The 24,818-nt window shown below is 64.6% G+C and carries 29 protein-coding genes; 14 read left to right on the top strand and 15 right to left on the bottom strand.

Annotated elements, in window-relative coordinates:
- The first annotated feature begins 21 nt into the window (after positions 1-21).
- Positions 22-1,350: a TRZ/ATZ family hydrolase gene (locus tag PVA39_RS11900; RefSeq protein WP_274124214.1), complete on the top strand. Its 1,329-nt coding sequence runs from the start codon at positions 22-24 to the stop codon at positions 1,348-1,350.
- A 115-nt stretch (positions 1,351-1,465) separates the two neighbouring features.
- On the top strand, positions 1,466-2,164 hold the full coding sequence (gene ubiG / locus PVA39_RS11895; RefSeq protein WP_274124213.1) for a bifunctional 2-polyprenyl-6-hydroxyphenol methylase/3-demethylubiquinol 3-O-methyltransferase UbiG: 699 nt from the start codon (positions 1,466-1,468) through the stop codon (positions 2,162-2,164).
- Between the two features lie 15 nt (positions 2,165-2,179).
- Here the strand turns inward: ubiG and hpxK are convergent, their stop codons facing one another.
- The 7 genes from hpxK to PVA39_RS11860 all read right to left on the bottom strand — a co-directional run bounded on the left by hpxK (position 2,180) and on the right by PVA39_RS11860 (position 8,633).
- Entirely contained in the window at positions 2,180-3,442 is a 1,263-nt protein-coding gene (gene hpxK / locus PVA39_RS11890) for an allantoate amidohydrolase (RefSeq protein WP_274124212.1), read from the bottom strand.
- The gene (locus tag PVA39_RS11885; protein WP_274124211.1) at positions 3,442-4,674 is read right to left on the bottom strand and encodes a pyridoxal-phosphate-dependent aminotransferase family protein; all 1,233 of its coding nucleotides are present in this window, start codon (positions 4,672-4,674) and stop codon (positions 3,442-3,444) included. Before PVA39_RS11885 ends, hpxK begins: the two co-directional genes overlap by 1 nt.
- Positions 4,675-4,698: 24 nt before the next feature.
- Complete coding sequence (locus PVA39_RS11880; protein ID WP_274124210.1) at positions 4,699-5,436, bottom strand: amino acid ABC transporter ATP-binding protein; 738 nt, start codon at positions 5,434-5,436, stop codon at positions 4,699-4,701.
- On the bottom strand, positions 5,417-6,073 hold the full coding sequence (locus PVA39_RS11875) for an amino acid ABC transporter permease (RefSeq protein ID WP_274124292.1): 657 nt from the start codon (positions 6,071-6,073) through the stop codon (positions 5,417-5,419). The genes PVA39_RS11880 and PVA39_RS11875 overlap by 20 nt, the downstream gene beginning before the upstream one ends.
- Positions 6,073-6,738, bottom strand: a complete 666-nt coding sequence (locus PVA39_RS11870) for an amino acid ABC transporter permease (RefSeq protein WP_274124209.1) — start codon at positions 6,736-6,738, stop codon at positions 6,073-6,075. Before PVA39_RS11870 ends, PVA39_RS11875 begins: the two co-directional genes overlap by 1 nt.
- Before the next feature lie 10 nt (positions 6,739-6,748).
- A complete protein-coding gene (locus PVA39_RS11865) occupies positions 6,749-7,561 on the bottom strand; it encodes a transporter substrate-binding domain-containing protein (RefSeq protein WP_443200957.1) in 813 nt (270 codons plus the stop codon).
- Positions 7,562-7,793: 232 nt separating this feature from the next.
- A complete protein-coding gene (locus PVA39_RS11860; RefSeq protein WP_274124208.1) occupies positions 7,794-8,633 on the bottom strand; it encodes a MurR/RpiR family transcriptional regulator in 840 nt (279 codons plus the stop codon).
- A gap of 129 nt (positions 8,634-8,762) precedes the next feature.
- Here PVA39_RS11860 and hpxX point away from each other — a divergent pair, with 129 nt between their 5' ends.
- The 7 genes from hpxX to PVA39_RS11825 all read left to right on the top strand — a co-directional run bounded on the left by hpxX (position 8,763) and on the right by PVA39_RS11825 (position 13,914).
- A complete protein-coding gene (hpxX, locus tag PVA39_RS11855) occupies positions 8,763-8,951 on the top strand; it encodes an oxalurate catabolism protein HpxX (RefSeq protein ID WP_093506847.1) in 189 nt (62 codons plus the stop codon).
- Entirely contained in the window at positions 8,948-10,342 is a 1,395-nt protein-coding gene (locus PVA39_RS11850) for an AtzE family amidohydrolase (protein ID WP_274124207.1), read from the top strand. The genes hpxX and PVA39_RS11850 overlap by 4 nt, the downstream gene beginning before the upstream one ends.
- Positions 10,343-10,346: 4 nt before the next feature.
- Positions 10,347-10,730, top strand: coding sequence for an oxalurate catabolism protein HpxZ (gene hpxZ / locus PVA39_RS11845; protein ID WP_274124206.1), 384 nt, complete (start codon positions 10,347-10,349; stop codon positions 10,728-10,730).
- Between the two features lie 148 nt (positions 10,731-10,878).
- A complete protein-coding gene (gene mupP, locus PVA39_RS11840; RefSeq protein ID WP_013791113.1) occupies positions 10,879-11,550 on the top strand; it encodes an N-acetylmuramic acid 6-phosphate phosphatase MupP in 672 nt (223 codons plus the stop codon).
- Between the two features lie 9 nt (positions 11,551-11,559).
- On the top strand, positions 11,560-11,997 hold the full coding sequence (locus PVA39_RS11835) for a VOC family protein (protein WP_274124205.1): 438 nt from the start codon (positions 11,560-11,562) through the stop codon (positions 11,995-11,997).
- A 12-nt stretch (positions 11,998-12,009) separates the two neighbouring features.
- The gene (locus PVA39_RS11830) at positions 12,010-12,750 is read left to right on the top strand and encodes a YciK family oxidoreductase (RefSeq protein WP_274124204.1); all 741 of its coding nucleotides are present in this window, start codon (positions 12,010-12,012) and stop codon (positions 12,748-12,750) included.
- 240 nt (positions 12,751-12,990) lie between these two features.
- The gene (locus PVA39_RS11825; RefSeq protein WP_274124203.1) at positions 12,991-13,914 is read left to right on the top strand and encodes a GGDEF domain-containing protein; all 924 of its coding nucleotides are present in this window, start codon (positions 12,991-12,993) and stop codon (positions 13,912-13,914) included.
- 208 nt (positions 13,915-14,122) lie between these two features.
- Here the strand turns inward: PVA39_RS11825 and rluB are convergent, their stop codons facing one another.
- From rluB to PVA39_RS11795, 6 genes are all read right to left on the bottom strand, one after another.
- Positions 14,123-15,286, bottom strand: a complete 1,164-nt coding sequence (gene rluB / locus PVA39_RS11820) for a 23S rRNA pseudouridine(2605) synthase RluB (RefSeq protein ID WP_274124202.1) — start codon at positions 15,284-15,286, stop codon at positions 14,123-14,125.
- 141 nt (positions 15,287-15,427) lie between these two features.
- Positions 15,428-15,607: a DUF1289 domain-containing protein gene (locus PVA39_RS11815; protein ID WP_027905137.1), complete on the bottom strand. Its 180-nt coding sequence runs from the start codon at positions 15,605-15,607 to the stop codon at positions 15,428-15,430.
- Positions 15,604-16,428, bottom strand: coding sequence for an SMC-Scp complex subunit ScpB (gene scpB / locus PVA39_RS11810; RefSeq protein ID WP_274124201.1), 825 nt, complete (start codon positions 16,426-16,428; stop codon positions 15,604-15,606). Before scpB ends, PVA39_RS11815 begins: the two co-directional genes overlap by 4 nt.
- A gap of 47 nt (positions 16,429-16,475) precedes the next feature.
- Entirely contained in the window at positions 16,476-17,267 is a 792-nt protein-coding gene (locus tag PVA39_RS11805) for a segregation and condensation protein A (RefSeq protein WP_274124290.1), read from the bottom strand.
- A 61-nt stretch (positions 17,268-17,328) separates the two neighbouring features.
- On the bottom strand, positions 17,329-17,955 hold the full coding sequence (locus PVA39_RS11800) for an L-threonylcarbamoyladenylate synthase (RefSeq protein ID WP_274124200.1): 627 nt from the start codon (positions 17,953-17,955) through the stop codon (positions 17,329-17,331).
- Between the two features lie 12 nt (positions 17,956-17,967).
- On the bottom strand, positions 17,968-18,831 hold the full coding sequence (locus tag PVA39_RS11795; RefSeq protein ID WP_274124199.1) for a PHP domain-containing protein: 864 nt from the start codon (positions 18,829-18,831) through the stop codon (positions 17,968-17,970).
- Between the two features lie 116 nt (positions 18,832-18,947).
- Between PVA39_RS11795 and PVA39_RS11790 the strand changes: the two genes are divergently transcribed.
- The 4 genes from PVA39_RS11790 (at position 18,948) to PVA39_RS11775 (ending at position 21,900) form a co-directional block, all read left to right on the top strand.
- Positions 18,948-19,247, top strand: coding sequence for a YciI family protein (locus tag PVA39_RS11790; RefSeq protein ID WP_027905133.1), 300 nt, complete (start codon positions 18,948-18,950; stop codon positions 19,245-19,247).
- 21 nt (positions 19,248-19,268) lie between these two features.
- A complete protein-coding gene (locus PVA39_RS11785; protein ID WP_274124198.1) occupies positions 19,269-19,952 on the top strand; it encodes a response regulator transcription factor in 684 nt (227 codons plus the stop codon).
- 123 nt (positions 19,953-20,075) lie between these two features.
- The gene (locus tag PVA39_RS11780; RefSeq protein ID WP_274124197.1) at positions 20,076-20,486 is read left to right on the top strand and encodes a Spy/CpxP family protein refolding chaperone; all 411 of its coding nucleotides are present in this window, start codon (positions 20,076-20,078) and stop codon (positions 20,484-20,486) included.
- 88 nt (positions 20,487-20,574) lie between these two features.
- A complete protein-coding gene (locus PVA39_RS11775; RefSeq protein WP_274124196.1) occupies positions 20,575-21,900 on the top strand; it encodes a sensor histidine kinase in 1,326 nt (441 codons plus the stop codon).
- A 143-nt stretch (positions 21,901-22,043) separates the two neighbouring features.
- Here PVA39_RS11775 and PVA39_RS11770 read toward each other — a convergent pair whose 3' ends face one another.
- Together PVA39_RS11770 and PVA39_RS11765 are read right to left on the bottom strand one after the other, a co-directional pair.
- Complete coding sequence (locus PVA39_RS11770; protein WP_274124195.1) at positions 22,044-22,610, bottom strand: NAD(P)H nitroreductase; 567 nt, start codon at positions 22,608-22,610, stop codon at positions 22,044-22,046.
- 166 nt (positions 22,611-22,776) lie between these two features.
- Positions 22,777-23,148, bottom strand: a complete 372-nt coding sequence (locus PVA39_RS11765; RefSeq protein ID WP_274124194.1) for a YkgJ family cysteine cluster protein — start codon at positions 23,146-23,148, stop codon at positions 22,777-22,779.
- Between the two features lie 166 nt (positions 23,149-23,314).
- Between PVA39_RS11765 and PVA39_RS11760 the strand changes: the two genes are divergently transcribed.
- The gene (locus PVA39_RS11760) at positions 23,315-24,769 is read left to right on the top strand and encodes a TrkH family potassium uptake protein (RefSeq protein WP_274124193.1); all 1,455 of its coding nucleotides are present in this window, start codon (positions 23,315-23,317) and stop codon (positions 24,767-24,769) included.
- Positions 24,770-24,818: the final 49 nt, after the last annotated feature.

Genomic DNA, 24,818 nt, shown 5'->3' with positions numbered 1-24,818 from the left:
TTTTCGCTCACGGACCCCCCCATGGCCGACGCCCCGTTCGACCTTTTATTGCTGCCCACCTGGCTGGTGCCGGTCGAGCCTGCTGGCGTGGTGCTGCATGACCATGGCCTCGGTGTCCGCGACGGCAAGATCGCCCTGATCGCACCGCGCGCCGAGGCCCTGCGCCGTGGCGCGACAGAGATTCGCGAACTGCCGGGCCGCCTGCTGACGCCCGGCCTGGTCAACGCCCATGGACATGCGGCCATGACCCTGTTCCGCGGCCTGGCCGATGACCTGCCGCTGATGACCTGGCTGGAGAAACACATCTGGCCGGCGGAAGCCAAATGGGTCGATGAGCAGTTCGTGCAGGACGGCACCGAGCTGGCCATCGCCGAACAGATAAAGAGCGGCATCAGCTGCTTCGCCGACATGTACTTCTTTCCCGAGATGGCCTGCGAACGGGTGCACGCCAGCGGCATGCGCGCGCAGATCAGTATCCCGGTGCTGGATTTCGCCATCCCCGGCGCCCGGGATGCCGACGAGGCGCTGCGCAAGGGCGTGACGCTGTTCGACGACATGAAGCACCACCCGCGCATCAGCGTCGCCTTCGGCCCCCATGCGCCCTACACGGTCAGCGATGCCAACCTGGAAAAACTGCGCATCCTCGCCGAGGAAGTGGACGCCGGCATCCACATGCACGTCCATGAAACCGCCTTCGAAGTGCAGCAGAGCCTGGAGCACCACGGCGAGCGCCCGCTGGCGCGGCTGAACCGCCTGGGCCTGCTGGGCCCGCGCTTCCAGGCCGTGCACATGACGCAGATCGACGACGAAGACATCGCCCTGCTGGTGGCCACCAACAGCAGCGTGATCCACTGCCCCGAATCCAATCTCAAGCTGGCCAGCGGCTTCTGCCCGGTCGAGAAACTCTGGCAGGCCGGCGTCAACGTGGCCATCGGCACCGACGGCGCAGCCAGCAACAACGACCTCGATCTGCTCGGCGAAACCCGCACGGCCGCCCTGCTGGCCAAGGCCGTGGCCGGCTCGGCCAGTGCGCTGGATGCCCACCGCGCGCTGCGCATGGCGACCCTCAATGGCGCCCGCGCCCTGGGCCTGGACAGCGAGATTGGCTCGCTGGAGCTCGGCAAGGCCGCCGACATCGTAGCCTTCGACCTGCGCGGCCTCGCCCAGCAGCCGGTGTACGATCCGGTTTCCCAGCTGATCTACGCCACCTCGCGGCACTGCGTGGAGCACCTCTGGGTAGCCGGCAAGCCGCTGCTCGACGAAGGCCGCCTGACGCGCCTGGACGAAGCGCGAATTATCGCCAATACGCAACAGTGGGGCGCGAAGATAGCCGGGCGTCCAGCACATTGATCACGAAGTACGGCAAACTGTCACACATTACAGGCCAGCAACGCGCCGCGCAGAGCTGGCAACATGGACGCCTCGCGCGTCCTGTCATACGCATTCGCTTTATTCAGGGAAAACCATGAGCAACGTCGACCACGCTGAAATCGCCAAATTCGAAGCCCTCGCCCATCGCTGGTGGGACAAGGAAAGCGAGTTCAAGCCGCTGCACGAGATCAACCCGCTGCGCGTCAACTGGATCGACGAGCGTGCCGGCCTGGCCGGCAAGAAGGTGCTCGACGTCGGGTGTGGCGGCGGCATTCTCAGTGAAGCCATGGCCCAGCGTGGCGCCAGCGTGACCGGTATCGACATGGGTGAGGCGCCGCTGGCCGTGGCCCGCCTGCACCAACTCGAATCAGGCGTGGAAGTGGATTACCGGCAGATCACCGCCGAAGCCATGGCCGATGAAATGCCCGGCCAGTTCGACGTGGTCACCTGCCTGGAAATGCTCGAGCACGTGCCGGATCCGTCCTCGGTGATTCGCGCCTGCCACAAGCTGGTCAAACCCGGCGGCCAGGTGTTCTTTTCCACCATCAACCGTAACCCCAAGGCTTACCTGTTCGCGGTGATCGGCGCCGAGTACATCCTGCGTCTGTTGCCGCGCGGCACCCACGATTTCAAGAAATTCATCCGTCCTTCCGAGCTGGGTGCCTGGAGCCGTCAGGCCGGCCTGGAGGTCAAGGACATCATCGGCCTGACCTACAACCCGCTGACCAAGCACTACAAGCTGACCAAGGATGTCGACGTCAATTACATGATGCACACCCGCAAGGCCGACTGACCGCCAGCTCTACCCTCAGGCCGCCGACTCCGGCGGCTGTTCGGCCAGCGCCCGTACCCAGCGCGCGTAGGCGTCGACCGCCAGGCCCACGTCCTCGGCTGCAACCGCCTCGGCCGGGTTATGGCTGATGCCCCCGGCACAACGCACGAACAGCATGCCGACCGGCCAGCGCTCAGCCATGGCGATGGCGTCATGGCCAGCGCCACTGGGCAGCGACAGGCTGCGCCCTTGCACCTCGCTCAACACCTGCGCCAGTGACGCCTGCATGGCGGCGTCGCAGCGGGTCGCGCAAATACCGTAATACTGGCTGGCAGCGAAGCTCAGCCCGCGCTGCCGGGCGATGGCTTCGCCCTCGCCGAGCAGGTCGTCGAGCAGCTCGGCCAGGGCGTGATCCTCGGGGCCACGGACATCCAGGGTCAATTCGACCTCCCCCGGAATGACGTTCACCGCCCCTGGATGGCATTGCAGGCGGCCCACGGTGGCCACCAGTTGCGGGCCATGCTGCCGGGTCCGCGCCTCGATCGCCACCATCCACTGCGCGGCGGCGGCCAGGGCGTCCTGGCGATGACTCATCGGCACCGTACCGGCATGCCCGGCCTGGCCGATGAAACGGCAGTTGAGCCGGCGCGCGCCATTGATGGCCGTGACCGCGCCCAGCGCCAGCGCTTCACGCTCCAGGCACGGGCCCTGCTCGATATGCAGTTCCAGATAGGCCGCAAAGTCCCTGGCCGGACGAGCGGCGCTGGCGATAGCTGCCGGATCGAGCCCCCAGGCTGCCATCGCCTGGGCGACGCTGACGCCATCCGCATCGGCCTGGGTGAGCCACTGCTGCGGCCAGCTGCCAGTCAGCCCACGGCTGCCCAGCAGGGTGATGCCGAAGCGCGTGCCCTCCTCGTCGCCGAAGCCGACGATCTCGATGGCCAGCGGCAGGCGGATACCGAGGTCGTGAAAGCGCTGCACCACCTCGATGGCGGCGATCACCCCGAGCATGCCGTCGTAGCGCCCGGCATTGCGCACGGTGTCCAGGTGCGAGCCGAGCAGCAGCGCCTGGGCGCCGGCACTCTGGCCTTCATAGCGGCCGCAGATGTTGCCGACGGCGTCTTGCCAGGTGCGCATTCCGGCCGCTTGCATCCACTCGCCTACCAGGGCATTGGCGCGCTGGTGCTCGGGCGACAGGTACACCCGGGTCAGCCCGTCGGCGGACTCGCTGATCGCCGCCAGTTCGTCGCAGCGCGCCATGACCCGCGCCGCGGCCTGTCGATCGTCCAGAGCACCCATCAGCGGCGCTCGCCGTAGTGATCCCAGGCCGCCTGCATGGCCGCGCCCTGGGTGGTGCGCAGGCCGAGGCGGTTGAGCACCGCCTCCAGGGCGCTGAGGGTCTGCATCACGCAATCCTTGCGGGCGTTGTAGCCCATGGTGCCGATGCGCCAGATCTTGCCGGCCAACGGCCCGAACGAGGTGCCGATCTCGATGCCGAAGTCCTCGAGCAGCAGCTTGCGCACCTCATCGCCGTTGACCGTCTGGGGAATCACCACGCCCAGCACGTTGTTCATCTTGTGTTCGAGATTGCCGAAAGTCTCCAGGCCCATGCCCTGAATGCCCTTGAGCAGCGCATCGCCGTGCAGCTTGTGGCGCGCGATGGCAGCGTCCAGGCCTTCTTCGAGCAGCACACGGGCGCACTCGCGGGCACCGAACAGCGCCGAGGTGGCTTCGGTGTGGTGGTTGAGGCGCTCGGGGCCCCAGTAGTCGAGGATCATGCCGAGGTCGAAATAGTTGGAGTAAATCATCTCGTCCTCGCCGTCGCGATGGGCGTCGGTGCGGATGCCGGCCTCGACATGAGCGCGGCGGCGGATCACCTCCACCATCGCCGCACCCAGGGTGATCGGCGCGGTGCCGGATGGCCCGCCGAGGCACTTCTGCAAGCCGGCGGAGACCGCATCCAGCCCCCAGGCATCGGCTTCCAGGGCATTACCGCCCAGGGAGGCGGTAGCGTCGGTGTAGAACAGCACGCCGTGGCGGCGGCAGATCTCGCCCAGCTCGGCCAGCGGCTGCAGCATGGTGGTCGAGGTGTCGCCCTGCACGGTCAGCAGCAGGCGCGGCTTGACCTGCTTGATCGCATCCTCGATCTGCTGCGCGCTGAACACTTCGCCCCACGGCACTTCGATGCTGTGCACCTCGGCGCGGCAGCGTCGGGCGATTTCACAGAGCAGGTGGCCGAAACGGCCGAATACCGGCACCAGCACCTTGTCACCCGGGCGAATCGCCGACACCAGGATGGCCTCGATGCCGGCGCGCGAGGTGCCGTCGACCAGCAAGGTGGCGGCATTGGTGCTGCGGAACACGCCTCGATACAGGGCCATCACTTCGTTCATGTAGCCGGTCATGGCCGGGTCGTACTGGCCGATCAACTGGCTGGACATGGCGCGCAGCACGCGCGGGTCGGCATTGATCGGGCCGGGGCCCATGAGCACGCGTTGGGGCGGATTGACGGGCAGGAAAGTCGTGTTCATCTGGTTCTCTCGTTCTTGAGACGCTCAGTTCAGTCCGCGTACGGACGAGATGAATTGCTTGAGTTCGGCGCTCTGCGGGTTGGCGAACAGCTCGCGGCTGGGGCCTTGTTCCCATACGCGGCCCTGGTGCATGAACACCACGCGGTCACCCACCTCCTGGGCAAAATTCATTTCGTGGGTGACCAGGATCAGCGTCATGCCCTCCTTGGCCAGTTGCTCGAGCACCTTGAGCACCTCGCCGACCAGCTCCGGGTCCAGCGCCGAGGTGATTTCGTCGCACAGCAGCACCTTGGGCGACATAGCCAGCGCACGGGCGATGGCGACGCGCTGCTGCTGGCCACCGGAAAGGCTCGCGGGGTAATAGTCCAGGCGATCACCAAGGCCCACCTTCTCGAGCATGCGTGCCGCCAGCTCACGGCACTCGGCATCGCTCTTCTTCAGCACGCGACGCGGCGCCAGCATGACGTTCTCACGGGCGGTCATGTGCGGGAACAGGTTGAAGCTCTGGAACACCATGCCCACCGAGCGGCTGATTTCCCGCGCCTGGGAATCGCGGTCGGTGATGGTCATGCCGCCGAGCTTGATGCTGCCGTCCTGATAGCCCTCCAGGCCATTGATGCAGCGCAGCAAGGTGCTCTTGCCCGAGCCGCTGCGGCCGATGATCGACACCACCTCGCCCACCTCGATATCGAGATCGACACCCTTGAGCACGTGGTTGTCGCCGTAGTACTTCTGTACCTGATCAATGGTGATGAGCGGCATTGAATTTCTTCTCCAGATACTGGCTGTAACGCGACAGCGGATAACACATCAGGAAGTAGCCCAGCGCCACCAGGCCGAACACCTTGAACGGCTCGTAGGTGACGTTGTTGAGGATGGTGCCGGCCTTGGTCAGCTCGACGAAACCGATGATCGACGCCAGCGCGGTGCCCTTGATCACCTGGACGGCGAAGCCCACGGTGGGCGCGATGCCGATGCGCAGCGCCTGGGGCAGGATGACGCGAAACAGCATCTGCCCGACGTCCAACCCCAGGCAGCGACAGGCTTCCCACTGGCCCTTGGGCAGCGCGCGGATACTGCCGTGCCAGATGTCCACCAGAAACGCACTGGTGTAGAAGGTCAGCGCCAGCGAGGCAGCCGTCCAGGGCGACACGTCGATGCCCAGCAGGGCCACGCCGAAGAACGCCAGGAACAGCTGCATGAGCAGCGGCGTGCCTTGGAACATCTCGGTATAGCCGCGAATCAGCCAGTGCGGCCAGGCCCGCTTGGAAAGTCGCGCCATCACCAGCGGAATGGCCACCAAGGTGCCGCCGATGAATGCGGTAAGCGACAGCAGCACGGTCCAGCGCGCAGCCAGAAGCAGATTGCGCAGGATGTCCCAGTCGGTGAAGGTGGTCATCATGGCTGCTCTCCAAACCACTTGCGGCCGGCCGCCAACAGCAGCTGGCGCATGGCGATGGACAGCGCCAGGTACAGCAGCGTGGTCACCAGGTAAACCTCGAAGCTCAGGAAGGTACGCGACTGGATCAGGTTGGCCGCGAAGGTCAGCTCCTCATGGGAAACCTGGGAAACCACCGAGGAACCGAGCATGACGATGATGCACTGACTGACCAGCGCCGGATAAATGCGCTTGAGCGATGGTGGCAGCACCACACGCACGAATGTTTGCGTGCGGCTCAGACCCAGCACGCGACCGGCCTCCCACTGGCCGCGAGGCGTGACCTGGATGCCGGCACGGATGATCTCGGTGCTGTAGGCGCCCAGGTTAATCAGCATCGCCAGCAGCGCAGCCTCGCCTGCGGTCAGCTTCAGGCCCAGATTGGGCAGGCCGAAGACGATGAAGAACAGCTGCACCACGAATGGCGTGTTGCGAATCAGCTCGACGTAGACGCCCCACAGGCGGCTCAGCACGCTCGGCCGGCCGCTGCGCAGGGCTGCACCGAGAATGCCCAGGCCCACGCCGCCCATGGTCGCCATCACCGTGAGCTGAATGGTCACCCAGAGGCCGGACAACAGCTCCGGCCAGTACGGCCACAGAGCGGAGAAATTCAGCTGCGCCATCATCGGTCAGCCCTTAAGCGCCCAGGTTCGCGGGCAGCGGCGCCTTCAGCCACTCTTCGGACAGACCGTTGAGCGTACCGTCAGCCTTGGCCTGCTCGATCAGCGCGTCGACCTTGGCTTTCAGCGCCGCCTCACCCTTGCGCAGGCCGATGTAGCACGGCGAATCCTTGAGCATGAACTTGGCCACCGGAGCACGGGCCGCGTTTTGACGCTCGATGGCCGCGACCACCAGGTTGCCGGTGGCGACGAACTCCACCTGCCCGGACAGATAGGCAGACAGCGTGGTGTTGTTGTCCTCGTAGCGTTTGACCTCGGCCCCCTCTGGCGCCACCTCGGTGAGCACCATGTCTTCCACGGCGCCGCGGGTCACGCCAATCGACTTGCCGACCAGCTCGTCAGCCTTCGCCAGGGCGTTGTCCTTGGCACCGAACACGCCAAGGAAGAACGGTGCGTAGGCGGCGCTGAAATCGATCACCTGCTCACGCTCGGCGTTCTTGCCCAAGCTGGAGATCACCAGGTCGACCTTGTCGGTCTGCAGGTACGGCACTCGGTTGGCGCTGGTGACCGGTACCAGCTGCAATTTAAGTTTCATCTCCTTGGCCAGGTATTTGGCCATGTCGATGTCATACCCCTGAGGCTGCAGGTCGGTGCCCACGGAGCCAAATGGCGGGAAATCCTGCGGCACGGCAATGCGGATCACCCCGCGTTTTTCGATCTCTTGCAACTGGTCGGCCAGCGCGCTGGTTACTTGGGTCAGCAGCAGGCCAGCGGTCAGCAGTGCGATCAATCCCTTCTTCATCGTCTTCACCCCATCATCGTCAGTCATGAAACGAAAGATTCGTTATTTTCAAATTTGCAACCAACGTGCCAGCGTATTTTCTGGCCATGCTTTTTCAGGGCAACGCTTGTCATACCGGCCCTACAAGCCAACCACCACGTACTTTGCGAGGGAGTGCTACTGCTCACGAGCACGATAAAGAGGCGAAACACACGCATGGCACGCCACAAAAAAGGGCGCCATCTGGCGCCCTCATACTGCTTCGCACCACAAAGGCGCACTAACGCTGTTCCAATTCGTCCAGTTGGCCGTAGAGCCCGGCGATCTGGTGAATGCGTTGACGCCCCTCGGTCAATTGCTCGTGCAGCAGTGCGTTGACCAGCAGGTTGATCAGGCTGTTGGCGCTGGAATAACTGTCGAATGCCGACACGCTGTCCAGTGGCGCGCACAGGTGCCAGCTGGCGAGCGCGATGACGCCCTGGGCCTGCGGCTCGCAGATCACCAGGGTCGGTACCTGCTGGGCCTGCAGGGCTTGCAGGAGCGGGCGAATGATCCGCGGGCGGCGCCTGAACCCGAACACCACCACCAGATCTTCGGCCGTCAGGTCGACCAGCTCCTCGGCCAGCGTCTGCCCTGGCTGGGGCAGCACCTGCACCGCACTGCGCACCTGCAGCAGTTGCTGGCGCATGTGCAGCGCCACGGGAAAGGCGTTGCGCAGGCCCACCACGAAGACGCGCCTGCTGCTGCCCAGCGCGCGAACCACCTCGCCGAACGACTCGGCCTCGATGGCATTGACCCACTGGGTGAGGTTGGCCATTTCCTGTTTGTAATGGCGGGCCAGCAAGGTGTTGCCCTGCACCACGTCACGGTTGTCGGCCACCGGCATGCCGCTCTGGCGCAGGCTGCGCTGCTCATCGCGCATGTCCTTGTATTTCTCGTACCCCAGGCGCTTGAACAGCCGGCTCACGGTGGCCTTGGAGACCCCGGCGAGCCGCGCTAGCTCGGCGCTGTTGTAGCTGACCAGATCATCGTAATGATCGAGCACGAAGTCAGCGATGCGCTGCTCCTGTGGCGCGAGCTGTGCATAGTGGCTGCGCAGACGTTCATCGAGTTGAGTCATGGAAGGCGCCTTGTAACTTTCGTTTCATTCGACCGATGATATAGAAACTGCCCACCTGCTGAAATCGCCCGCGGCAATTCATTCCACCGCACCCGTGGCCTAGAACCCCCACTTCGCAAGGAGATCACCATGCCACCGATCACGCCCGACTGGGCCGCCTATGTCGCCCAGATGGAACAGGTTCTGGCCCTGGAGCTGGACGACGCGCGGCGCCAGGAGCTGCTCACCCAGTTCAGCCGCATCGCCGCCATGGCCGAACCGCTGATGGCCTTTGCGCTTGATGATCGACTGGAAGTTGCGGGGGTGTACCAGGCATGAATCCCGCCCTGCTCTCCATCGACGAAATCCGAACGGCCCTGGCAGCGGGCGAGCTCAGCGCCCAGGAAATCACCGAGCACAGCCTGGCGGCCATCGAACGTCATAACCCGGCAATCAATGCCTGGACGCAGATCACCCACCAGCGCATGCGCGAGGAAGCCGAGCGGCTAGACCGCTTGCGCCGCGAAGGCTCGCCCCTGCCCGCCCTGGCGGCGGTGCCCTATGGGGCGAAGAACCTGTTCGATGTCGCTGGCTTTCCGACCCTGGCCGGCGCCCGGCTGTTCCAGAACCGACCAGCCGCACAGGCCGACGCCTGGGCCGTGCGCCAGCTGTCCGCCAGCGGCGCCCTGCTCACGGGGATGCTGAACATGGATGCCTACGCCTACGGGTTCACCACGGAAAACACCCACTTCGGCGCGACCCGCAACCCCCACGACCTGTCACGCATCGCCGGTGGATCCTCCGGAGGCTCGGCAGCGGCGGTTGCAGCCGGCCTGGTGAACTTCTCCCTGGGCAGCGACACCAACGGCTCCATTCGCGTGCCCGCCTCGCTCTGCGGAATCTTCGGCCTCAAGCCCACCTTTGGCAGACTGTCGCGCAGCGGCTCGCACCCGTTCGTGGGCAGCCTAGACCATATCGGGCCGCTGGCGCGCAGCACCGCCGACCTCGCCGCCGTCTACGACGCACTGCAGGGCCATGATCCGGCGGACGGTTTCCAGGCCAGCCAGCCGCCGCAAGCCGTATCGGAGCTTCTCGAGCAGGATCTGGGCGGCCTGCGCGTCGGCGTGCTGGGTGGCTACTTCCAGCAGTGGTGCGATGACAGCGCCCGCGACGCCGTAGCCCGGGCCGCCAAGGCCCTGAACGCCAGCGAGGAGGTCACCCTGGCCGACGCCGAGCTGGCCCGCACTTCGGCGTTCATCATCAGCGCCAGCGAAGGCGGCAACGCCTACCTGCCGGCACTGCGCAACTCACCGGAGGCTTTCGAGCCGCTGTCGCGCGAACGCCTGCTGGCCGGCGCGATGATTCCCGCCGCCTGGTACGTCCAGGCGCAGCGCTTCCGGCGGCATTTCCAGAACCAGGTACTACCGCTGTTCAACGATATCGATGTGCTGATCGCCCCAGCGACACCCACCAGTGCGACGCCGATCGGCCAGGCGACCCTGCGCATCAACGGCGTCGATTTGCCGACCCGCGCCAGCATGGGCATGTTGGCCCAGCCGATTTCCTTTCTCGGCCTGCCCGTAGTCAGCGCACCACTGTGCACTGCCGCCGGCCTGTCGATCGGCGTGCAGCTGATCGCCGCGCCATTTCGTGAAGATGCCTGCCTGCGGGCTGCTGCAGCGCTGGAGCGCCTGGGCATCGCGCAAGCCCAAGCCGTGAACCTGGAGTGAATGCATGAGCCCTGAACAGATAGACCTGCCAGTCGTGCGCGCCGAAGTCATCGCTGCCTTTCAGCGCTATGAGCAGGCGTTGATCAGCAACGATATCGCCGTACTCGACGAGCTGTTCTGGCACGACCCGCGCACCGTGCGCCTCGGCGCCTCCGAAAACCTCTATGGCATCGACGAGATCCGTGCCTTTCGCGCTGCGCGACCAACCGCCGGCCTGCACCGCGAATTGCACAACACGGTCATCACCACCTATGGCGAGAACTTCGCCGTATGCAGCACCGAGTTCACCCGCGCGGGCAGCGAGCGTATCGGCCGCCAGCAGCAGAGCTGGGTGAAACTGGACGGCAGGTGGCGCATCGTCGCCGCCCAGGTAAGTCTGATGAGCTAACCGGCTGCACGCTGCGACAAAGTGACATACAGTGAGTCAATCTGTGTGCCCCCATCCGGCAACGGAAACTGGCAACATGCGTCTCACGCCCGTTGCCCACGCCAGGGGCACACGCCAACGCTATGACTCGAATCCCCAAGGAGGCCTGATGCGCTTGCGCGCGGTTCTTTTCGACATGGATGGCACGCTGCTCGACAGCGCGCCGGACTTCATCGCCATCTGCCAGGCCATGCGCGCCGAGCGCGGCCTGCCGCCGGTAGCGGAAAAGCTGATTCGCGACCACGTCTCCGGCGGCGCCCGGGCGATGATCCTCAACGCGTTCGATATCGACCCGATGAGCCCGGAGTTCGAAGCCTTGCGCCTGGAATTCCTGGAACGCTACCAGGATCACTGCGCGGTGCTGACCCGTCCCTACGAAGGCATCGAGCCGCTGCTCGAGGATATCGAACGGGCCAAGCTGATCTGGGGTGTGGTGACCAACAAGCCGCTGCGTTTCGCCGAGCCGATCATGCAGCGCCTGGGCCTGGCCGAGCGCTCCTCGATCCTGATCTGCCCGGACCACGTGACCCGCAGCAAGCCCGACCCGGAGCCGATGATCCTCGCGTGCTCGACCCTCAAGCTCGACCCGGCCAGCGTGCTGTTCGTCGGCGACGACCTGCGCGACATCGAATCCGGCCGCGACGCCGGCACCAAGACTGCGGCGGTCACCTACGGCTACATCCACCCCGACGACAACCCCCGTCACTGGGGCGCCGACGTGGTCATTGACCACCCGCTGGAGCTGCGCAAGGTGCTCGATCAGGCGCTGTGCAGCTGCTGAGGACGCCTGATGTTCAGCTACCTCAGCCTTGGCTGCAGCGATCTGCAACGCGCCGCGCGATTCTACGATGCAGCCCTGGCGCCGCTCGGGCTAGAGCGCTGCACGCCAGGCGGCAAAGGTTGGGACGACTGGATCGGCTGGGGCACCTACCTGGACGATGGTCGCGAGAAACTGGCCCTGTGGCTCTGCAAGCCGTTCAACGATGAGCCGCCGAGCGTCGGCAATGGCAGCATGATCGCTTTGCGCGCCCACAGCTGGCAGGCGGTACGCGACTTCCACCATGCCGCATTGACCCACGGCGGCCGCTGTGAAGGCCCGCCCGGCCTGCGCCTGCATTATGGCGCCGACTTCTTCAGTGCTTATGTCCGCGACCCGGATGGGCACAAGCTGGCGGCAGTCTGCCGAGGCTTCAAGACCGACCCCGCCCTTCACCCTACTCACGATTAAAGAGAAATTCCCATGTTCGATTACAGCGCCCGCCCCGACCTGCTCAAGGATCGCGTGATCCTGGTGACCGGCGCCGGCCGCGGGATTGGCGCCGCCGCAGCGCGCACCTATGCTGCCCATGGCGCTACCGTGCTGCTATTGGGCAAGAGCGAGGAGAACCTGGCGCGTACCTACGACGCCATCGAGCAGGCGGGCCACCCACAGCCGGTGGTGATTCCATTCGACCTGGAAACGGCGCTGCCGCACCAGTACGATGAGCTGGCGGCGATGGTCGAAAAAGAATTCGGCAAGCTCGACGGCCTGCTGCACAACGCCTCGATCATCGGCCCACGTACGCCGCTGGAGCAGCTGTCCGGCGATAATTTCATGCGTGTCATGCAGGTCAACGTCAACGCGATGTTCATGCTGACCAGCACACTGTTGCCGCTGCTCAAGGTGTCCGCCGATGCTTCGGTGGTATTCACCTCCAGCAGCGTGGGCCGCAAGGGCCGCGCTTACTGGGGCGCTTATGCGGTGTCCAAGTTCGCCACCGAAGGGCTGATGCAGGTGATGGCCGACGAGATCGAAGGCATAACTGCGATCCGCGCCAACAGCGTCAATCCGGGCGGCACCCGCACCGAAATGCGCGCCCAGGCTTATCCTGGCGAGGATCCGCAGACCCGACCGACGCCGGAGGCCATCATGCCGGTCTACCTGTACCTGATGGGGCCGGATAGCCAGGGCATCAATGGCCAGGCATTCGACGCCCAATAATCGCCGCCTTATCGCCCTCGCCCACCACGATCGGCGCCGCGACATTAAATTGTCGCGGCGTCTTTCCAGAGCGGCAAATTCTTGCCGTCATTCTGACGGCGCATTGCCATCAATGGCCCTCTGCCGCTATCGATCAGCTGCAACCTGTTGAACCTCAAGGCTTTTAATCGGCCCTAAAAGACTGGCATGAAATTAGCTCTGTAGCCTGCAGCTGCAATGAAGCGCCAGAGGTTCACAAAAATGGTCCCACCCAGCCAGAAAAACACCATCGATTTCGATGCCGCCAAAGTGCAGCGTCTCGGCGCTTCAGCGCGCAAGGAGCAGACCCGCCCGGTCAGCCTGGCGCAGTTGCGCCAGCGCCTCGGTCTGCAGCTGCAGACCAGCCTGGACGCCGAGCGTATCCTCGCCACCTTCTTCCGTGAGCTGCAGCACTTGGTGCCGGTGGATTCGCTGGGTTACCAACATTCGAGTAGTGACCTGCGCCTGGACTTCGGCCAACCGGCCAATCACTCGGCCACCTACCGCCTCAGTCACGAGAGCGAATATCTGGGCGAGCTGACCTTCCGGCGGCGCCAGCGCTTTTCCGATCACGAACTGGCGCAGCTCGAATCCCTGCTGGCCAGCCTCATGTACCCGCTGCGCAATGCCCTGCTCTACCGCGTGGCGATCCAGAGCGCGCTGCGCGATCCACTGACCAACACCGGCAACCGCATCGCCATGGATCAGGTGCTGGGCCGCGAAATCGAGCTGGCACGCCGCAATGGCCAGCCGATGTCGCTGCTGATGCTGGACATCGACCACTTCAAGAGCATCAACGATGAGCACGGCCACAGCGCCGGCGACGAAGTGCTCAAGGCGGTGGCTACCACCATCAAGGATCAGCTGCGCAACATCGACATGGTGTTCCGCTATGGTGGCGAGGAGTTTCTGGTGTTGCTTTCCGCCACATCGCGTGAGGGTGCGCAGCTGGTTGGCGAGCGCCTGCGCGAGGCGGTACTGGGTCTACAGTGCGTGGCGCAGGGCCGTCCGGTGCAGATTTCCATCAGCCTGGGTTGCGCCAGCCTGGAACTCGGCGAGTCGGTGGACGGACTGCTCAACCGCGCTGACAAGGCGCTGTACAGCGCCAAGCGCAGCGGCCGCAACTGTCTGGCCATGGCTGTCTGAATCGCCTGATCAACGCCCATGAAAAAGGGCCCCGTCCGTAAGGATCGGGGCCCTTTTCATCTGTAAGCTGCTCGCATCGATGCGTAGGAGCGGCTTCAGCCGCGGGCCCTTCGCAGGGAATCGCGGCTAAAGCCGCTCGTACAGGTTAGCCTGTGTGCTCTCCTGCCGAGGGCGTTGCCGCCCCTGCGCTACACCAAGCTTTCAGCCTTTACTGCGGCTTGCGGCTGCCGCGACCGAAGCCCGGCCGCTGGCCATCACCCGCCGGACGGCTGCGACGGTTATCGCTATCCGCCGGCTTGCGTGGCGCCCGCTCGCTCGACTCGGCGCGCTCGCCACGCGACTTGCCCGGCTTCTTGCCGACATCACGCGGGCGCTCGGCAACTGGCGTACCGCGAGAGGAGTCAGCCCGCGGCGTACGGGGGGGGCGGCTTGGGCGCTCCCCTTGCTCTTCACGAGTACCGCGAGCTGAACCCTGGGCAGGACCACCGTTGGCAGGACGCAGGGTGCGTCCCGGGCGCTCACCACGACCAACCGGCTTGGCGGCCTTGCGCTGCATGCGGTCGAGCTTCTCGCGGGTCTTTTCCTTCATCTCCGGCAAAGCAACCGGCTTAAGGCCAACTTCTTCGCTGAGGATGTCAACTTCGCGCTGGCCCATTTCCCGCCAGCGGCCCATGGGCAGGTCCGAGGTCATGAACACCGGGCCGAAGCGCACGCGCTTCAGGCGGCTGACCACCAGGCCCTGGGATTCCCACAGGCGACGTACTTCGCGGTTACGACCTTCCATGACCACGCAGTGGTACCAGTGGTTGAAACCCTCACCACCTGGCGCTTCCTGGATATCGGTGAACTTGGCCGGGCCGTCCTCGAGCATCACGCCCGCCTTGAGGCGCTCGATCATCTCCTCGTCCACCTCGCCACGTACGCGCACGGCGTACTCACGGTCCATCTGATAGGAGGGGTGCATCAAACGGTTGGCCAACTCGCCGTCGGTGGTGAACATCAGCAGACCGGTAGTGTTGATGTCCAGACGGCCGATGTTGATCCAGCGGCCGTCTTTCGGGCGCGGCAGGCGGTCGAATACCGTCGGGCGGCCTTCCGGGTCGTCGCGGGTGCAGATCTCGCCGTCGGGCTTGTTGTAGATCAGCACGCGGCGCACGGTTTCCGTCGCCTCTTCGCGGCGTAGCAGACGACCGTCGACAGAGATGGCGTCATGCAGGTCGACACGCTGGCCAAGGCTGGCGTCGCTGCCGTTGACCTTTACGCGGCCGGCAGTGATCCAGGATTCGATTTCGCGGCGCGAGGCCAGGCCCATGCGAGCCAGGACCTTCTGCAGTTTTTCGCCAGCGGGGCTGTATTCTTCGGTTTCACTCATCTGGGCACCTCCCGGTGTTTTCTGGTGATGGGACGATCAAGTCGTCGAAGGGGCGCGCATCATACGCGGATCGGACGCGGCACGCACCTGGCAGCAGAGCATAGCCGGCGAGCGGTCTAGCGCCTGACCGCTGGTCGGCGCCTAGCGTTTGCGACGTGCCTTGCTGCCCATGGCCAGCAGGCGCATGTCGGCCTCGGCGACGACCAAGCGCCGTTCGGCCTTGTCGAGCTTCTTCCAGGCCTTGATTTCCGCCTTGCTGCGCCCGCAGCCCAGGCAGATGCCGTCATCGAATTTGCAGACGCTGATACAGGGATCTTTCATGAAGTCTCTTCGCGCTCGCTGGTGGACGGATCGCCCGCAGCGTTAGAGACCGTTTCCGGCGCGTCGGGGTTCGACTCATCGTCCTGACGCGTCAGATCATCAAAGTCGGTTTTCAGGCCCTGCTCCATGGCGTCCAGCTCAGCCAGCAGCGAGCCGAAGCTGGTCTCGGCCTTGCCTTGGGCGTCGGGCTCGACGTCATCATCCGCCAGGGCCAGATCGGCGCGCGCCTGCAGGCTTTGTGGCACCGCCGGGTCATCGTCATCCTGAGCCAGCACCGGCTCGGGCTCCAGCTCGCGCAGCGCAGCCAGCGGCGGCAGCTCGTCGAGGTTCTTCAGGTTGAAGTGATCAAGAAAACCCTTGGTGGTGGCGAACATGGCCGGCCGACCAGGCACGTCGCGGTAGCCGACCACGCGAATCCACTCGCGCTCCTGCAACGTCTTGACGATCTGGCTGTTCACCGCCACGCCGCGGATCTCCTCGATCTCGCCGCGGGTGATGGGCTGGCGGTAGGCAATCAGCGCCAGGGTCTCGAGCATGGCTCGCGAATAGCGCTGCGGGCGCTCCTCCCAGAGGCGGCCGACCCAGGGTGAAAAGGTGTCGCGAATCTGCAGACGGTAACCGGAAGCCACTTCCTTGAGTTCGAACGCCCGCCCCTTGCAACTGCCGCCGAGAATCGCCAACGCCTTGCGAAACACATCGGCCTCGGGGCGCTCGGCTTCCTCGAACAATTCCATGATCCGCTCGAGCGACAGCGGCTTGCCAGAGGCCAGCAGCAGGCCCTCGAGCAAGGTGGAGAGTTGCTTGGGATCGGACAGGTTCATGGTCGGGATATACCGCGCGCAGCCGCAAAAGCGGCGAGTCTAGCAGTTCATTCGAACGCGCTCTCGCCCTCTTCCTCCACACCCGCCACGCGCAGACGCACGTGCACGGCGGCGAACGCCTCGTTCTGCACCAGCTCGACCAGCGACTCCTTGACCAGCTCGAGAATCGCCATGAAGGTCACCACTACGCCGAGGCGACCTTCCTCCGCGGTGAACAGCTCGACGAACGGCACGAACACGCCGCCATTGAGCCTTTCGAGCACCTCGCTCATGCGCTCGCGGGTGGACAGCGCCTCGCGGCTGACCTGATGGCTCTCGAACATGTCGGCGCGGCGCAGCACCTCGGCCATCGACACCAGCAGTTCCTGTAGTTCCACCGTGGGCAGCAGCTTGCGCGCCCTCGCCTCCGGCGCCTCGACGCGCGGCACGATGAGGTCGCGGCCCACCCGCGGTAGGGCATCGATGCCCTCGGCGGCGGCTTTGAAGCGCTCGTATTCGAGCAGGCGGCGAATCAGCTCGGCACGCGGGTCGTCTTCCTCTTCTTCAGCCTCGGCCGAACGCGGCAGCAGCATGCGCGACTTGATCTCGGCGAGCATGGCCGCCATCACCAGGTACTCGGCAGCCAGCTCCAGGCGCACGGTGTGCATCAGCTCGACGTAGCCCATGTACTGGCGGGTGATCTCCGCCACCGGGATGTCCAATACGTCGATGTTCTGCTTGCGGATCAGGTAGAGCAGCAGATCCAGCGGGCCTTCGAAGGCTTCGAGAAACACTTCAAGGGCGTCCGGCGGGATGTACAGGTCGACGGGCAGCTCGGTGAGCGCCTCGCCATAGACCATGGCGAACGGCAGCTCCTGCTGGGCACCGGCCTGGCTGTCTACGGTCTCGGTCGACATCTAATCAGCGCGACTCGAAAGGCGATGGATCGCCGCAACCGACGCGGATCACCTCGGGCTCGTCGTCCACCAGGCTGATCACGGTCGAGGCTTCCAGGCCGCCGAAGCCGCCATCGATGATCAGATCCACCTGATGTTCGAGCATCTGGCGCATCTCGTAGGGATCGCTCATCGGCAGGTCTTCGCCAGGCAGGATCAGGCTGACGCTCATCATCGTCTCGCCCAGTTCCTCCAGTAGCGCCGAGGCGATCGGGTGATTGGGCACGCGCAAACCGATGGTACGGCGCTTGGGGTGTAGCAACATGCGCGGCACTTCGCGGGTGGCGTTGAGAATGAATGTGTAGGGCCCCGGCGTGTGGTTCTTCAGCAGCCGAAAGGCGGCGGTGTCGACCTTGGCGAAGGTGCTGAGCTGCGACAGGTCGCGGCACACCAGAGTGAAGTTGTGCTTGTCATCGAGCTGACGCAGGCGCCGAATCCGCTCCATAGCGCTCTTGGCGCCCATCTGGCAGCCCACCGCGTAGGACGAATCGGTCGGGTAGACCACCACGCCACCGTTGCGGATGATATCGACCGCCTGCTTGATCAGACGGGCCTGGGGACTCTCCGGGTGTATCTGAAAAAACTGGCTCATGACTAGCAACTCTCAAACGGCGTGGTACGAGGGCGCGCAGCCGAAACGCGTCCATAACGGGGAAAGATCATCGGGCAGCGGCCGGTACAAGCCCAGCTCCGACCAGTCGCCCGGGGCATGGAAGTCGCTGCCGACACTGGCCAGCAGGCCGAACTCACGCGCCAGGATCGCCAGGCCACCGACCTGCTCGGCCGGCTGCATGCCGTTGACGACTTCCAGCGCATGGCCGCCTGCTGCAGCGAAGGCTGCCACCAGTTTGCGACGCTTGCTACGCGTGAAATCGTACTGCCAGGGGTGCGCGAGGCTGATCCATGCGTTGGACTGGCGCAGCGTCTCGAGCGTTTCATCTAACGTCGGCCAGTGCTGCTTGACGTCGCCGAGCTTGCCGGAGCCCAGCCATTTGCGAAAGGCGTCGGCGCGATCCTTGACGAAACCTGCGCGCACCATGAATTCCGCAAAATGCGGGCGCGCCGGCGCATTGTCACTTTCGCCCTGGGCCTGCTGAATAGCCCGCGCGCCGTCCAGCGCGCCCTCCATGCCCTTGAGCGCCAGGCGCCGGGAAATCTCCTCGGCGCGCAGCCAGCGCCCCTGATGCAGGTCGGCGATAGCCTGGCGCAAGGCAGGCGCGTCGCGGTCGAAGGCATAGCCCAGCACATGGATGGTTGCGCCGCCCCAGGTACAGGACAGCTCGATACCATTGACCAGTTGCACGCCCAGCTCGCCTGCCGTGGCGCACGCCTCATCGAGCCCTTCGAGGGTGTCGTGGTCGGTCAGCGCCAACAGGGTGACGCCGCGCCCGTGCGCCCGTGCGACCACCTCGGCAGGCGGCAGGGCGCCGTCCGAGGCGGTGCTGTGGCAATGAAGATCAACCTGCATAAGGGGCGCTTTCCCGAAGAATCATGTTTGTTATTATGCCGCGGTTGGCAGATTCCTGCCCCGCTATCGCGCTGTTCTCTTAGCTCTTTTCTCGCAGCTCACCCACAAGGATCGACATGCTCTACGCCATCATCGCCACCGACGTGGAAAATTCCCTCGAGCTTCGCCTCTCCGTTCGTCCCGCTCACCTGGCTCGCCTGGAACAGCTGAAAAGCGAAGGCCGCCTGGTATTGGCCGGCCCCAACCCGGCCATCGACAGCAACGACCCAGGCCCGGCAGGTTTCACCGGCAGCCTGATCGTCGCCGAGTTCGAGTCGCTGGAAGCTGCCAAGACCTGGGCCAACGCCGACCCGTTCCGCACCGCCGGCGTCTACGCCAGCGTCGTGGTCAAACCCTTCAAACACGTACTGCCGTAACCGGGAATCGTCACCGCTGCCATGAGCGACCTGCTGCTGATCGACGACGACGTCGAACTCTGTGACCTACTGGCCAGTTGGCTGACCCAGGAGGGTTTCCAGGTCACCGCCTGTCACGACGGCCAGGCTGCGCGCCAAGCGCTAGCGCAGCAAGCGCCTGACGCCGTGGTGCTGGACGTGATGCTGCCAGACGGCAGCGGTCTGGAGCTGCTCAAGCAGCTGCGCAGCGAGCACCCCGACTTGCCGGTGCTGATGCTTTCGGCACGCGGCGAACCCCTGGACCGCATCCTCGGCCTGGAACTGGGCGCCGACGACTACCTGGCCAAACCCTGCGACCCCCGCGAGCTGACCGCCCGCCTGCGTGCCGTGCTCCGACGCAGCCTGCCACCGGCCGCGTCCAGCCAGATCGAGCTGGGCGACCTGCGTTTCAGCCCGGCCCGTGGCGTGGCCGCGCTGGGTGCCGAAGGCCAGGAAATAGTCTTGACCCTGTCCGAAAGCCGGGTGCTCGAAGCGCTGCTCAAGCAGCCGGGCGAGCCGGTCGACAAGCAGGCGCTCGCCCAACTGGCTCTGGGCCGCAAGCTGACCCTGTACGACCGTAGCCTGGACATGCACGTAAGCAACCTGCGCAAGAAGATAGGCCCGCACCCCGATGGTCGACCGCGCGTGGTCGCGCTGCGTGGGCGCGGCTATTACTACGCGCCCTGATCCACCTTACATAGCGACAGCGCTCTTTACCCTGCCTTTACCTTGGCTGACTGCGCCTTACCTTGAAAGCCCTAATCTGGGCACATCCGGCAACTGGCCGGTTTCGAGACAAGGAGATACACCATGCGCAAGACCATGACCGCCCTGCTCCTCGCCATGACCCTGCCAACCCTGGCCATGGCTGCTCCCGGTGACGACCACCGCCCAGGCGGCCCGGGCCCAGGCCCACGTATGTTCCATGAGCTGGACCTGAACAAGGATCAACAACGCCAGGTCCACAAACTGATGATGGATCAGCGCAAGAACGACCGCGAGATGATCCAGCGTTATCTGGACAAGCTGCCCGAGGCCAACAAGCAGGCCTTGAAAAACGAACGCGAGACTTCCCATGACAAGCAGCAAAAAGCCATTCGCGCCCTGCTGACCCCCGAACAGCAGAAGACCTTCGACGAACATGCGGCCAAGATGAAAGAACGCAAGGCCGACCGCGAAGAATTCGAAGCCTGGAAAGCTGAGCACAAGAAAGCTGGCTGACCTCTACCGCTGGCCGTGATCACGACCAGCCCACTATCCGCCTGCACCACTTATGTGGTGCAGGCGTTTGCTGTTTGAAGGAGCCTCTGTGCGTTCATTGTTCTGGCGGATTTTTGGCAGTTTTTGGCTGGCGATTGCCTTGGTCGCTGGCCTGTCCATGCTGCTCGGCCGCGCCCTGAATCAGGACGCCTGGATTCTCAACCAGCATCCAGGCCTGGAAAATCTGCCGGCCGAATGGGTACAGGCCTTCGAGCACGACGGTCCCAAGGCGGCGCAGGATCTGCTCGAGCAGCGCAAAAGGCGCTTTCGTATCGACACCCAGGTACTGGCGGACACCGGCCAGCCAGCTATTCGCGGCACCTTCCCGCCTCGCGCGGCGGCCATGGAAGAGCGCAACAAAGGCGACAAGCGGCTGCCGTGGCGGCGCCTGACCACCGAGTACACAAGCCCGGTGAGCGGCGAAACCTACCTGTTCATCTACCGGATTCCCCACCCGGAGCTGGATGCCTGGCACCGGGGTAGCCTGCTGTGGCCACTCAGCGCACTGGCTATCGCCCTGGTGGTATTGACCGGGCTCAGCCTGTTACTGACCCTGTCCATCACTCGGCCGCTGAATCGCCTGCGTGGCGCGGTGCACGACCTGGGACAGACGGCCTACCAGCAGAACAGCCTGGCGCGGTTGTCCAGCCGGCGTGACGAGCTGGGCGTGCTGGCCAACGATTTCAATCGCATGGGCGCGCGCCTGCAGGATCTGATCGGCAGCCAGCGCCAGCTGTTGCGTGACGTCTCTCACGAGCTGCGCTCGCCGCTGGCCCGCCTGCGCATCGCCCTGGCGCTGGCCGAGCGCGCCGAACCGGCCGAGCGGGAAAAACTCTGGCCACGCCTGACCCGCGAATGTGATCGCCTGGAAGACCTGATCAGCGAGATCCTCACCCTCGCCCGCCTGGACGCAGAGCCTAGTGCTGCCCAGCCCATCGACCTGACACAACTGGCCGCCAAGCTACGCGAGGACATAAACCTCAGCCACCCGCACCAGCAGCTCGAAATCTACCTGCAGCCTGGGCTGGAACTGCACGGCTGGCCAGCGATGCTGGAGCGCGCACTGGATAACCTGTTGCGTAACGCCCTGCGTTTCAATCCCGATGGCCAGCCGATCGAAATGAACTTCACTCGCCAAGGCAGCGAAGCGCATTTGGAGGTTCGAGATCATGGCCACGGCGTGGCCGCCGAGCATCTCAGCCAACTGGGCGAGCCGTTCTTTCGCGCCCCGGGGCAATCGGCAGCCGGCCATGGCCTGGGGCTGGCCATCACACGGCGCGCCGCCGAACGCCATGGCGGCCGCTTGGAGTTGGCCAATCACCCGGACGGCGGCTTCAGCGCCAAGCTGATCCTGCCGCTAGAAACGGCTCTTTAGCCTTCTCTTCTAAAGCCTGGTGGCGAGGATGGCCCGTTCCCACAAAAAAGCAGGTTCGTGGCCCGCTTCTCTATAGAAAAGCCTGGCAACATCAGCAACCAGGCGCCTCGCAATAATCGGCTCAAGCGGCAAAAGCAGTCGCCCTAGGCCTTCCCCCCCCAGCCGCTGACGAACTCATCGACATTCACCGCCGGCGCCTCGCGCAACTCGCGCTGCGGTGTACCCAGATACAGGTAGCCGATCACCTGCTCATTGGCCGCCAACCCCAGGCCAGCATTCACCACCGCGTCGTAGGACAGCTCCCCCGTACGCCAGACCGCGCCGATGTCCTGGGCATAGGCGGCGAGCAGAATGCCGTGGGCAGCACATCCGGCAGCCAATACCTGCTCCTGGGCCGGCACCTTGGGGTGCTCCTGGATGCGCGCGATCACCACGATCATCAGCGGTGCACGCAGCGGCATGTTGCGTGCCTTGGTCAGCGCCTCTTCGTCGGCCTGCGGGTTCTTGCTGGCAATCGCCTCGGCGTACAGCTCGCCGAGTGCATGGCGCGCATCCCCCTCGACGGTGAGAAATCGCCAGGGGCGTAGTTGGCCATGATCCGGCGCCCGCAGCGCAGCCCTGAACAGCCGCTCGCGCTGCTCGGCAGTCGGCGCCGGTTCGATCAGGCGCGGCGCGGAAACACGGTTGATCAACGCATCGAGGGCATCCATCGGTTCACCTCCAGAGGAAAAGAGCCGGGATTCTACCAGCCGAGCATGAGCTTCGCAGACCACAGCGCGCCCGCAGCCTGGTGTTGAGCGAAGCGATACCCAAGGCTATATCCCGAGTGTCGCTGCGCTCGACCCGGGCTACACGTAACGGCGATCAAGCAGCCACCTACGCTACCCGATCCGGCGATAGCTCCGGCTGCACAGGCGGCGTTAAAGGCGGCAGGCCATAGGCCTTACGCGCATCATCGCAACGCGGGTTGTGCTCACCGTTGGCCCAGGAGGCTTGGAAATCGCGGCAAGGGCTGGAACGCTGCTCGTACATCGTGCAGCGGGTGCCCTGGCCGACATCGCCTAGCAACGCATTGCAACGCGCGGGCTTGTATTCGGTACCGCGCATGGCAACCAGGTGCGGAGAGACCTGGATGACCTGCTCATCCGGCACGCTACCACCGGCCGATTGGCACTCACCCCAGAAGAAGGACACACGAAAATACGCGCAGCAGGCGCCGCACGTGAGACAAGGATTGCTTTCGGACATGATGAGAGGGCTCAGAAACCGGCAAGGGCCGGCACCTGGCGGCGTATTCTATGCACCGCAAGCAACTTGTAAAGGGGCCCGTAAACGCCTGGCGACGGGCGCGTCAGCGGGTGTACAGCGATGCCGGCACAGGTAGAATGGCGCCACTTTTTTGCGGATAAAACCGATGGCCTGGCCGACCCTGCGACTGATCGCGTTCATCAATGGCATTTTCCTGATCACCCTGGCCATTGGCATGATCGGCCCGATGTTCACCCTGTTCGTCTTCGACCGCGCCACGGAAGTCAGCCCCTTCGCCTGGGCGGGCCTGATCACCTTTATCGCCGGGCTGTCGATGATCGCCCGTGGTCGCCCCCAGGACGTGCACCTGCGCCCACGGGATATGTACCTGCTGACCGTCTCCAGCTGGCTGACGGTATGCGTGTTCGCCGCCCTACCATTCATGTTCACCCAGCACATGAGCTACACCGACGCCTTTTTCGAGAGCATGTCGGGCATCACTGCCACCGGCGCCACGGTACTGACTGGCCTGGACAGCATGTCGCCAGGCATCCTGATCTGGCGCTCGATGCTGCACTGGCTCGGCGGTATCGGCTTCATCGCCATGGCAGTAGCGATTCTGCCCATGCTGCGAATCGGTGGTATGCGCCTGTTCCAGACCGAATCGTCGGACCGCTCCGACAAGGTCATGCCGCGCTCGCACATGGTCGCCAAGTACATGGCGGTGGCGTACTTCGGCATCAGCGTGCTCGGCTGCTTGGCCTTCTGGCTGGCCGGCATGAGCTTCTTCGACGCCATCAACCACGCCATGTCGGCGATCTCCACAGGCGGCTTCTCGACCTCCGACCAGTCCCTGGCCAAGTGGACCCAACCAGCGGTGCACTGGGTTGCCGTGGTGCTGATGATTCTCGGCAGCCTGCCCTTCGTGCTCTACGTTTCGACGCTGCGCGGCAATTTTTCGGCGGTGCTGAACGACCAGCAAGTACGCGGTTTTCTCGGCATTCTGCTCAGTGTGTGGCTGAGCATGGGCACCTGGTATTACTTCACCACGGACCTGCACTGGCTGGACGCCATACGCCACGTAGCGGTGAACGCCACCTCGGTGATGACCACCACAGGCTTCGCACTGGGCGACTACTCGCTGTGGGGCGGTTTCGCCGGCATGCTGTTCTTCTACCTGGGATTCATCGGCGGCTGCTCGGGCTCTACGGCCGGCGGCCTGAAGATCTTCCGCTTCCAGGTCGCCTACATCCTGCTCAAAGCCAACCTGATGCAACTGGTGCACCCGCGCGCGGTGATCAAGCAGCAATATAACCGCCACCGCCTGGACGAAGACATCGTCCGCTCGATCCTGACCTTCTCGTTCTTCTTCACCATCATCATCGCGGTGCTGGCCCTGGCCCTGACACTCTGCGGTCTGGATTGGATTACCGCCTTGAGCGGCGCGGCCAGCACCCTCTCCGGCGTCGGTCCGGGCATGGGCCCGATCATCGGCCCGGCGGGCACCTACGCCAGCCTGCCGGATATGGCCAAGTGGCTGCTGACCCTGGGCATGCTGATGGGCCGCCTGGAAATCCTCACCGTGCTGGTGCTGTTTATGCCCGCGTTCTGGCGGCATTGATCCTGTTGTTGCCGACAATCTCGGCCTAGACTTTGTGGACATAACAACA

The organism is Pseudomonas sp. CNPSo 3701, from assembly GCF_028674975.1.
In the GTDB taxonomy this organism is placed as follows: Bacteria; Pseudomonadota; Gammaproteobacteria; order Pseudomonadales; family Pseudomonadaceae; genus Aquipseudomonas; species Aquipseudomonas straminea.
This window is presented reverse-complemented; position numbering and strand designations above follow the sequence as displayed.

Bases quoted from the DNA above. Each gene is read 5' to 3' on its own strand.
- PVA39_RS11900 (WP_274124214.1), top strand. From the start codon at position 22: ATGGCCGACGCCCCGTTCGACCTTTTATTGCTGCCCACCTGGCTGGTG.
- ubiG (WP_274124213.1), top strand. From the start codon at position 1,466: ATGAGCAACGTCGACCACGCTGAAATCGCCAAATTCGAAGCCCTCGCC.
- hpxK (WP_274124212.1), bottom strand. From the start codon at position 3,442: ATGGGTGCTCTGGACGATCGACAGGCCGCGGCGCGGGTCATGGCGCGC.
- PVA39_RS11885 (WP_274124211.1), bottom strand. From the start codon at position 4,674: ATGAACACGACTTTCCTGCCCGTCAATCCGCCCCAACGCGTGCTCATG.
- PVA39_RS11880 (WP_274124210.1), bottom strand. From the start codon at position 5,436: ATGCCGCTCATCACCATTGATCAGGTACAGAAGTACTACGGCGACAAC.
- PVA39_RS11875 (WP_274124292.1), bottom strand. From the start codon at position 6,073: ATGACCACCTTCACCGACTGGGACATCCTGCGCAATCTGCTTCTGGCT.
- PVA39_RS11870 (WP_274124209.1), bottom strand. From the start codon at position 6,738: ATGATGGCGCAGCTGAATTTCTCCGCTCTGTGGCCGTACTGGCCGGAG.
- PVA39_RS11865 (WP_443200957.1), bottom strand. From the start codon at position 7,561: ATGACTGACGATGATGGGGTGAAGACGATGAAGAAGGGATTGATCGCA.
- PVA39_RS11860 (WP_274124208.1), bottom strand. From the start codon at position 8,633: ATGACTCAACTCGATGAACGTCTGCGCAGCCACTATGCACAGCTCGCG.
- hpxX (WP_093506847.1), top strand. From the start codon at position 8,763: ATGCCACCGATCACGCCCGACTGGGCCGCCTATGTCGCCCAGATGGAA.
- PVA39_RS11850 (WP_274124207.1), top strand. From the start codon at position 8,948: ATGAATCCCGCCCTGCTCTCCATCGACGAAATCCGAACGGCCCTGGCA.
- hpxZ (WP_274124206.1), top strand. From the start codon at position 10,347: ATGAGCCCTGAACAGATAGACCTGCCAGTCGTGCGCGCCGAAGTCATC.
- mupP (WP_013791113.1), top strand. From the start codon at position 10,879: ATGCGCTTGCGCGCGGTTCTTTTCGACATGGATGGCACGCTGCTCGAC.
- PVA39_RS11835 (WP_274124205.1), top strand. From the start codon at position 11,560: ATGTTCAGCTACCTCAGCCTTGGCTGCAGCGATCTGCAACGCGCCGCG.
- PVA39_RS11830 (WP_274124204.1), top strand. From the start codon at position 12,010: ATGTTCGATTACAGCGCCCGCCCCGACCTGCTCAAGGATCGCGTGATC.
- PVA39_RS11825 (WP_274124203.1), top strand. From the start codon at position 12,991: ATGGTCCCACCCAGCCAGAAAAACACCATCGATTTCGATGCCGCCAAA.
- rluB (WP_274124202.1), bottom strand. From the start codon at position 15,286: ATGAGTGAAACCGAAGAATACAGCCCCGCTGGCGAAAAACTGCAGAAG.
- PVA39_RS11815 (WP_027905137.1), bottom strand. From the start codon at position 15,607: ATGAAAGATCCCTGTATCAGCGTCTGCAAATTCGATGACGGCATCTGC.
- scpB (WP_274124201.1), bottom strand. From the start codon at position 16,428: ATGAACCTGTCCGATCCCAAGCAACTCTCCACCTTGCTCGAGGGCCTG.
- PVA39_RS11805 (WP_274124290.1), bottom strand. From the start codon at position 17,267: ATGGTCTATGGCGAGGCGCTCACCGAGCTGCCCGTCGACCTGTACATC.
- PVA39_RS11800 (WP_274124200.1), bottom strand. From the start codon at position 17,955: ATGAGCCAGTTTTTTCAGATACACCCGGAGAGTCCCCAGGCCCGTCTG.
- PVA39_RS11795 (WP_274124199.1), bottom strand. From the start codon at position 18,831: ATGCAGGTTGATCTTCATTGCCACAGCACCGCCTCGGACGGCGCCCTG.
- PVA39_RS11790 (WP_027905133.1), top strand. From the start codon at position 18,948: ATGCTCTACGCCATCATCGCCACCGACGTGGAAAATTCCCTCGAGCTT.
- PVA39_RS11785 (WP_274124198.1), top strand. From the start codon at position 19,269: ATGAGCGACCTGCTGCTGATCGACGACGACGTCGAACTCTGTGACCTA.
- PVA39_RS11780 (WP_274124197.1), top strand. From the start codon at position 20,076: ATGCGCAAGACCATGACCGCCCTGCTCCTCGCCATGACCCTGCCAACC.
- PVA39_RS11770 (WP_274124195.1), bottom strand. From the start codon at position 22,610: ATGGATGCCCTCGATGCGTTGATCAACCGTGTTTCCGCGCCGCGCCTG.
- PVA39_RS11765 (WP_274124194.1), bottom strand. From the start codon at position 23,148: ATGTCCGAAAGCAATCCTTGTCTCACGTGCGGCGCCTGCTGCGCGTAT.
- PVA39_RS11760 (WP_274124193.1), top strand. From the start codon at position 23,315: ATGGCCTGGCCGACCCTGCGACTGATCGCGTTCATCAATGGCATTTTC.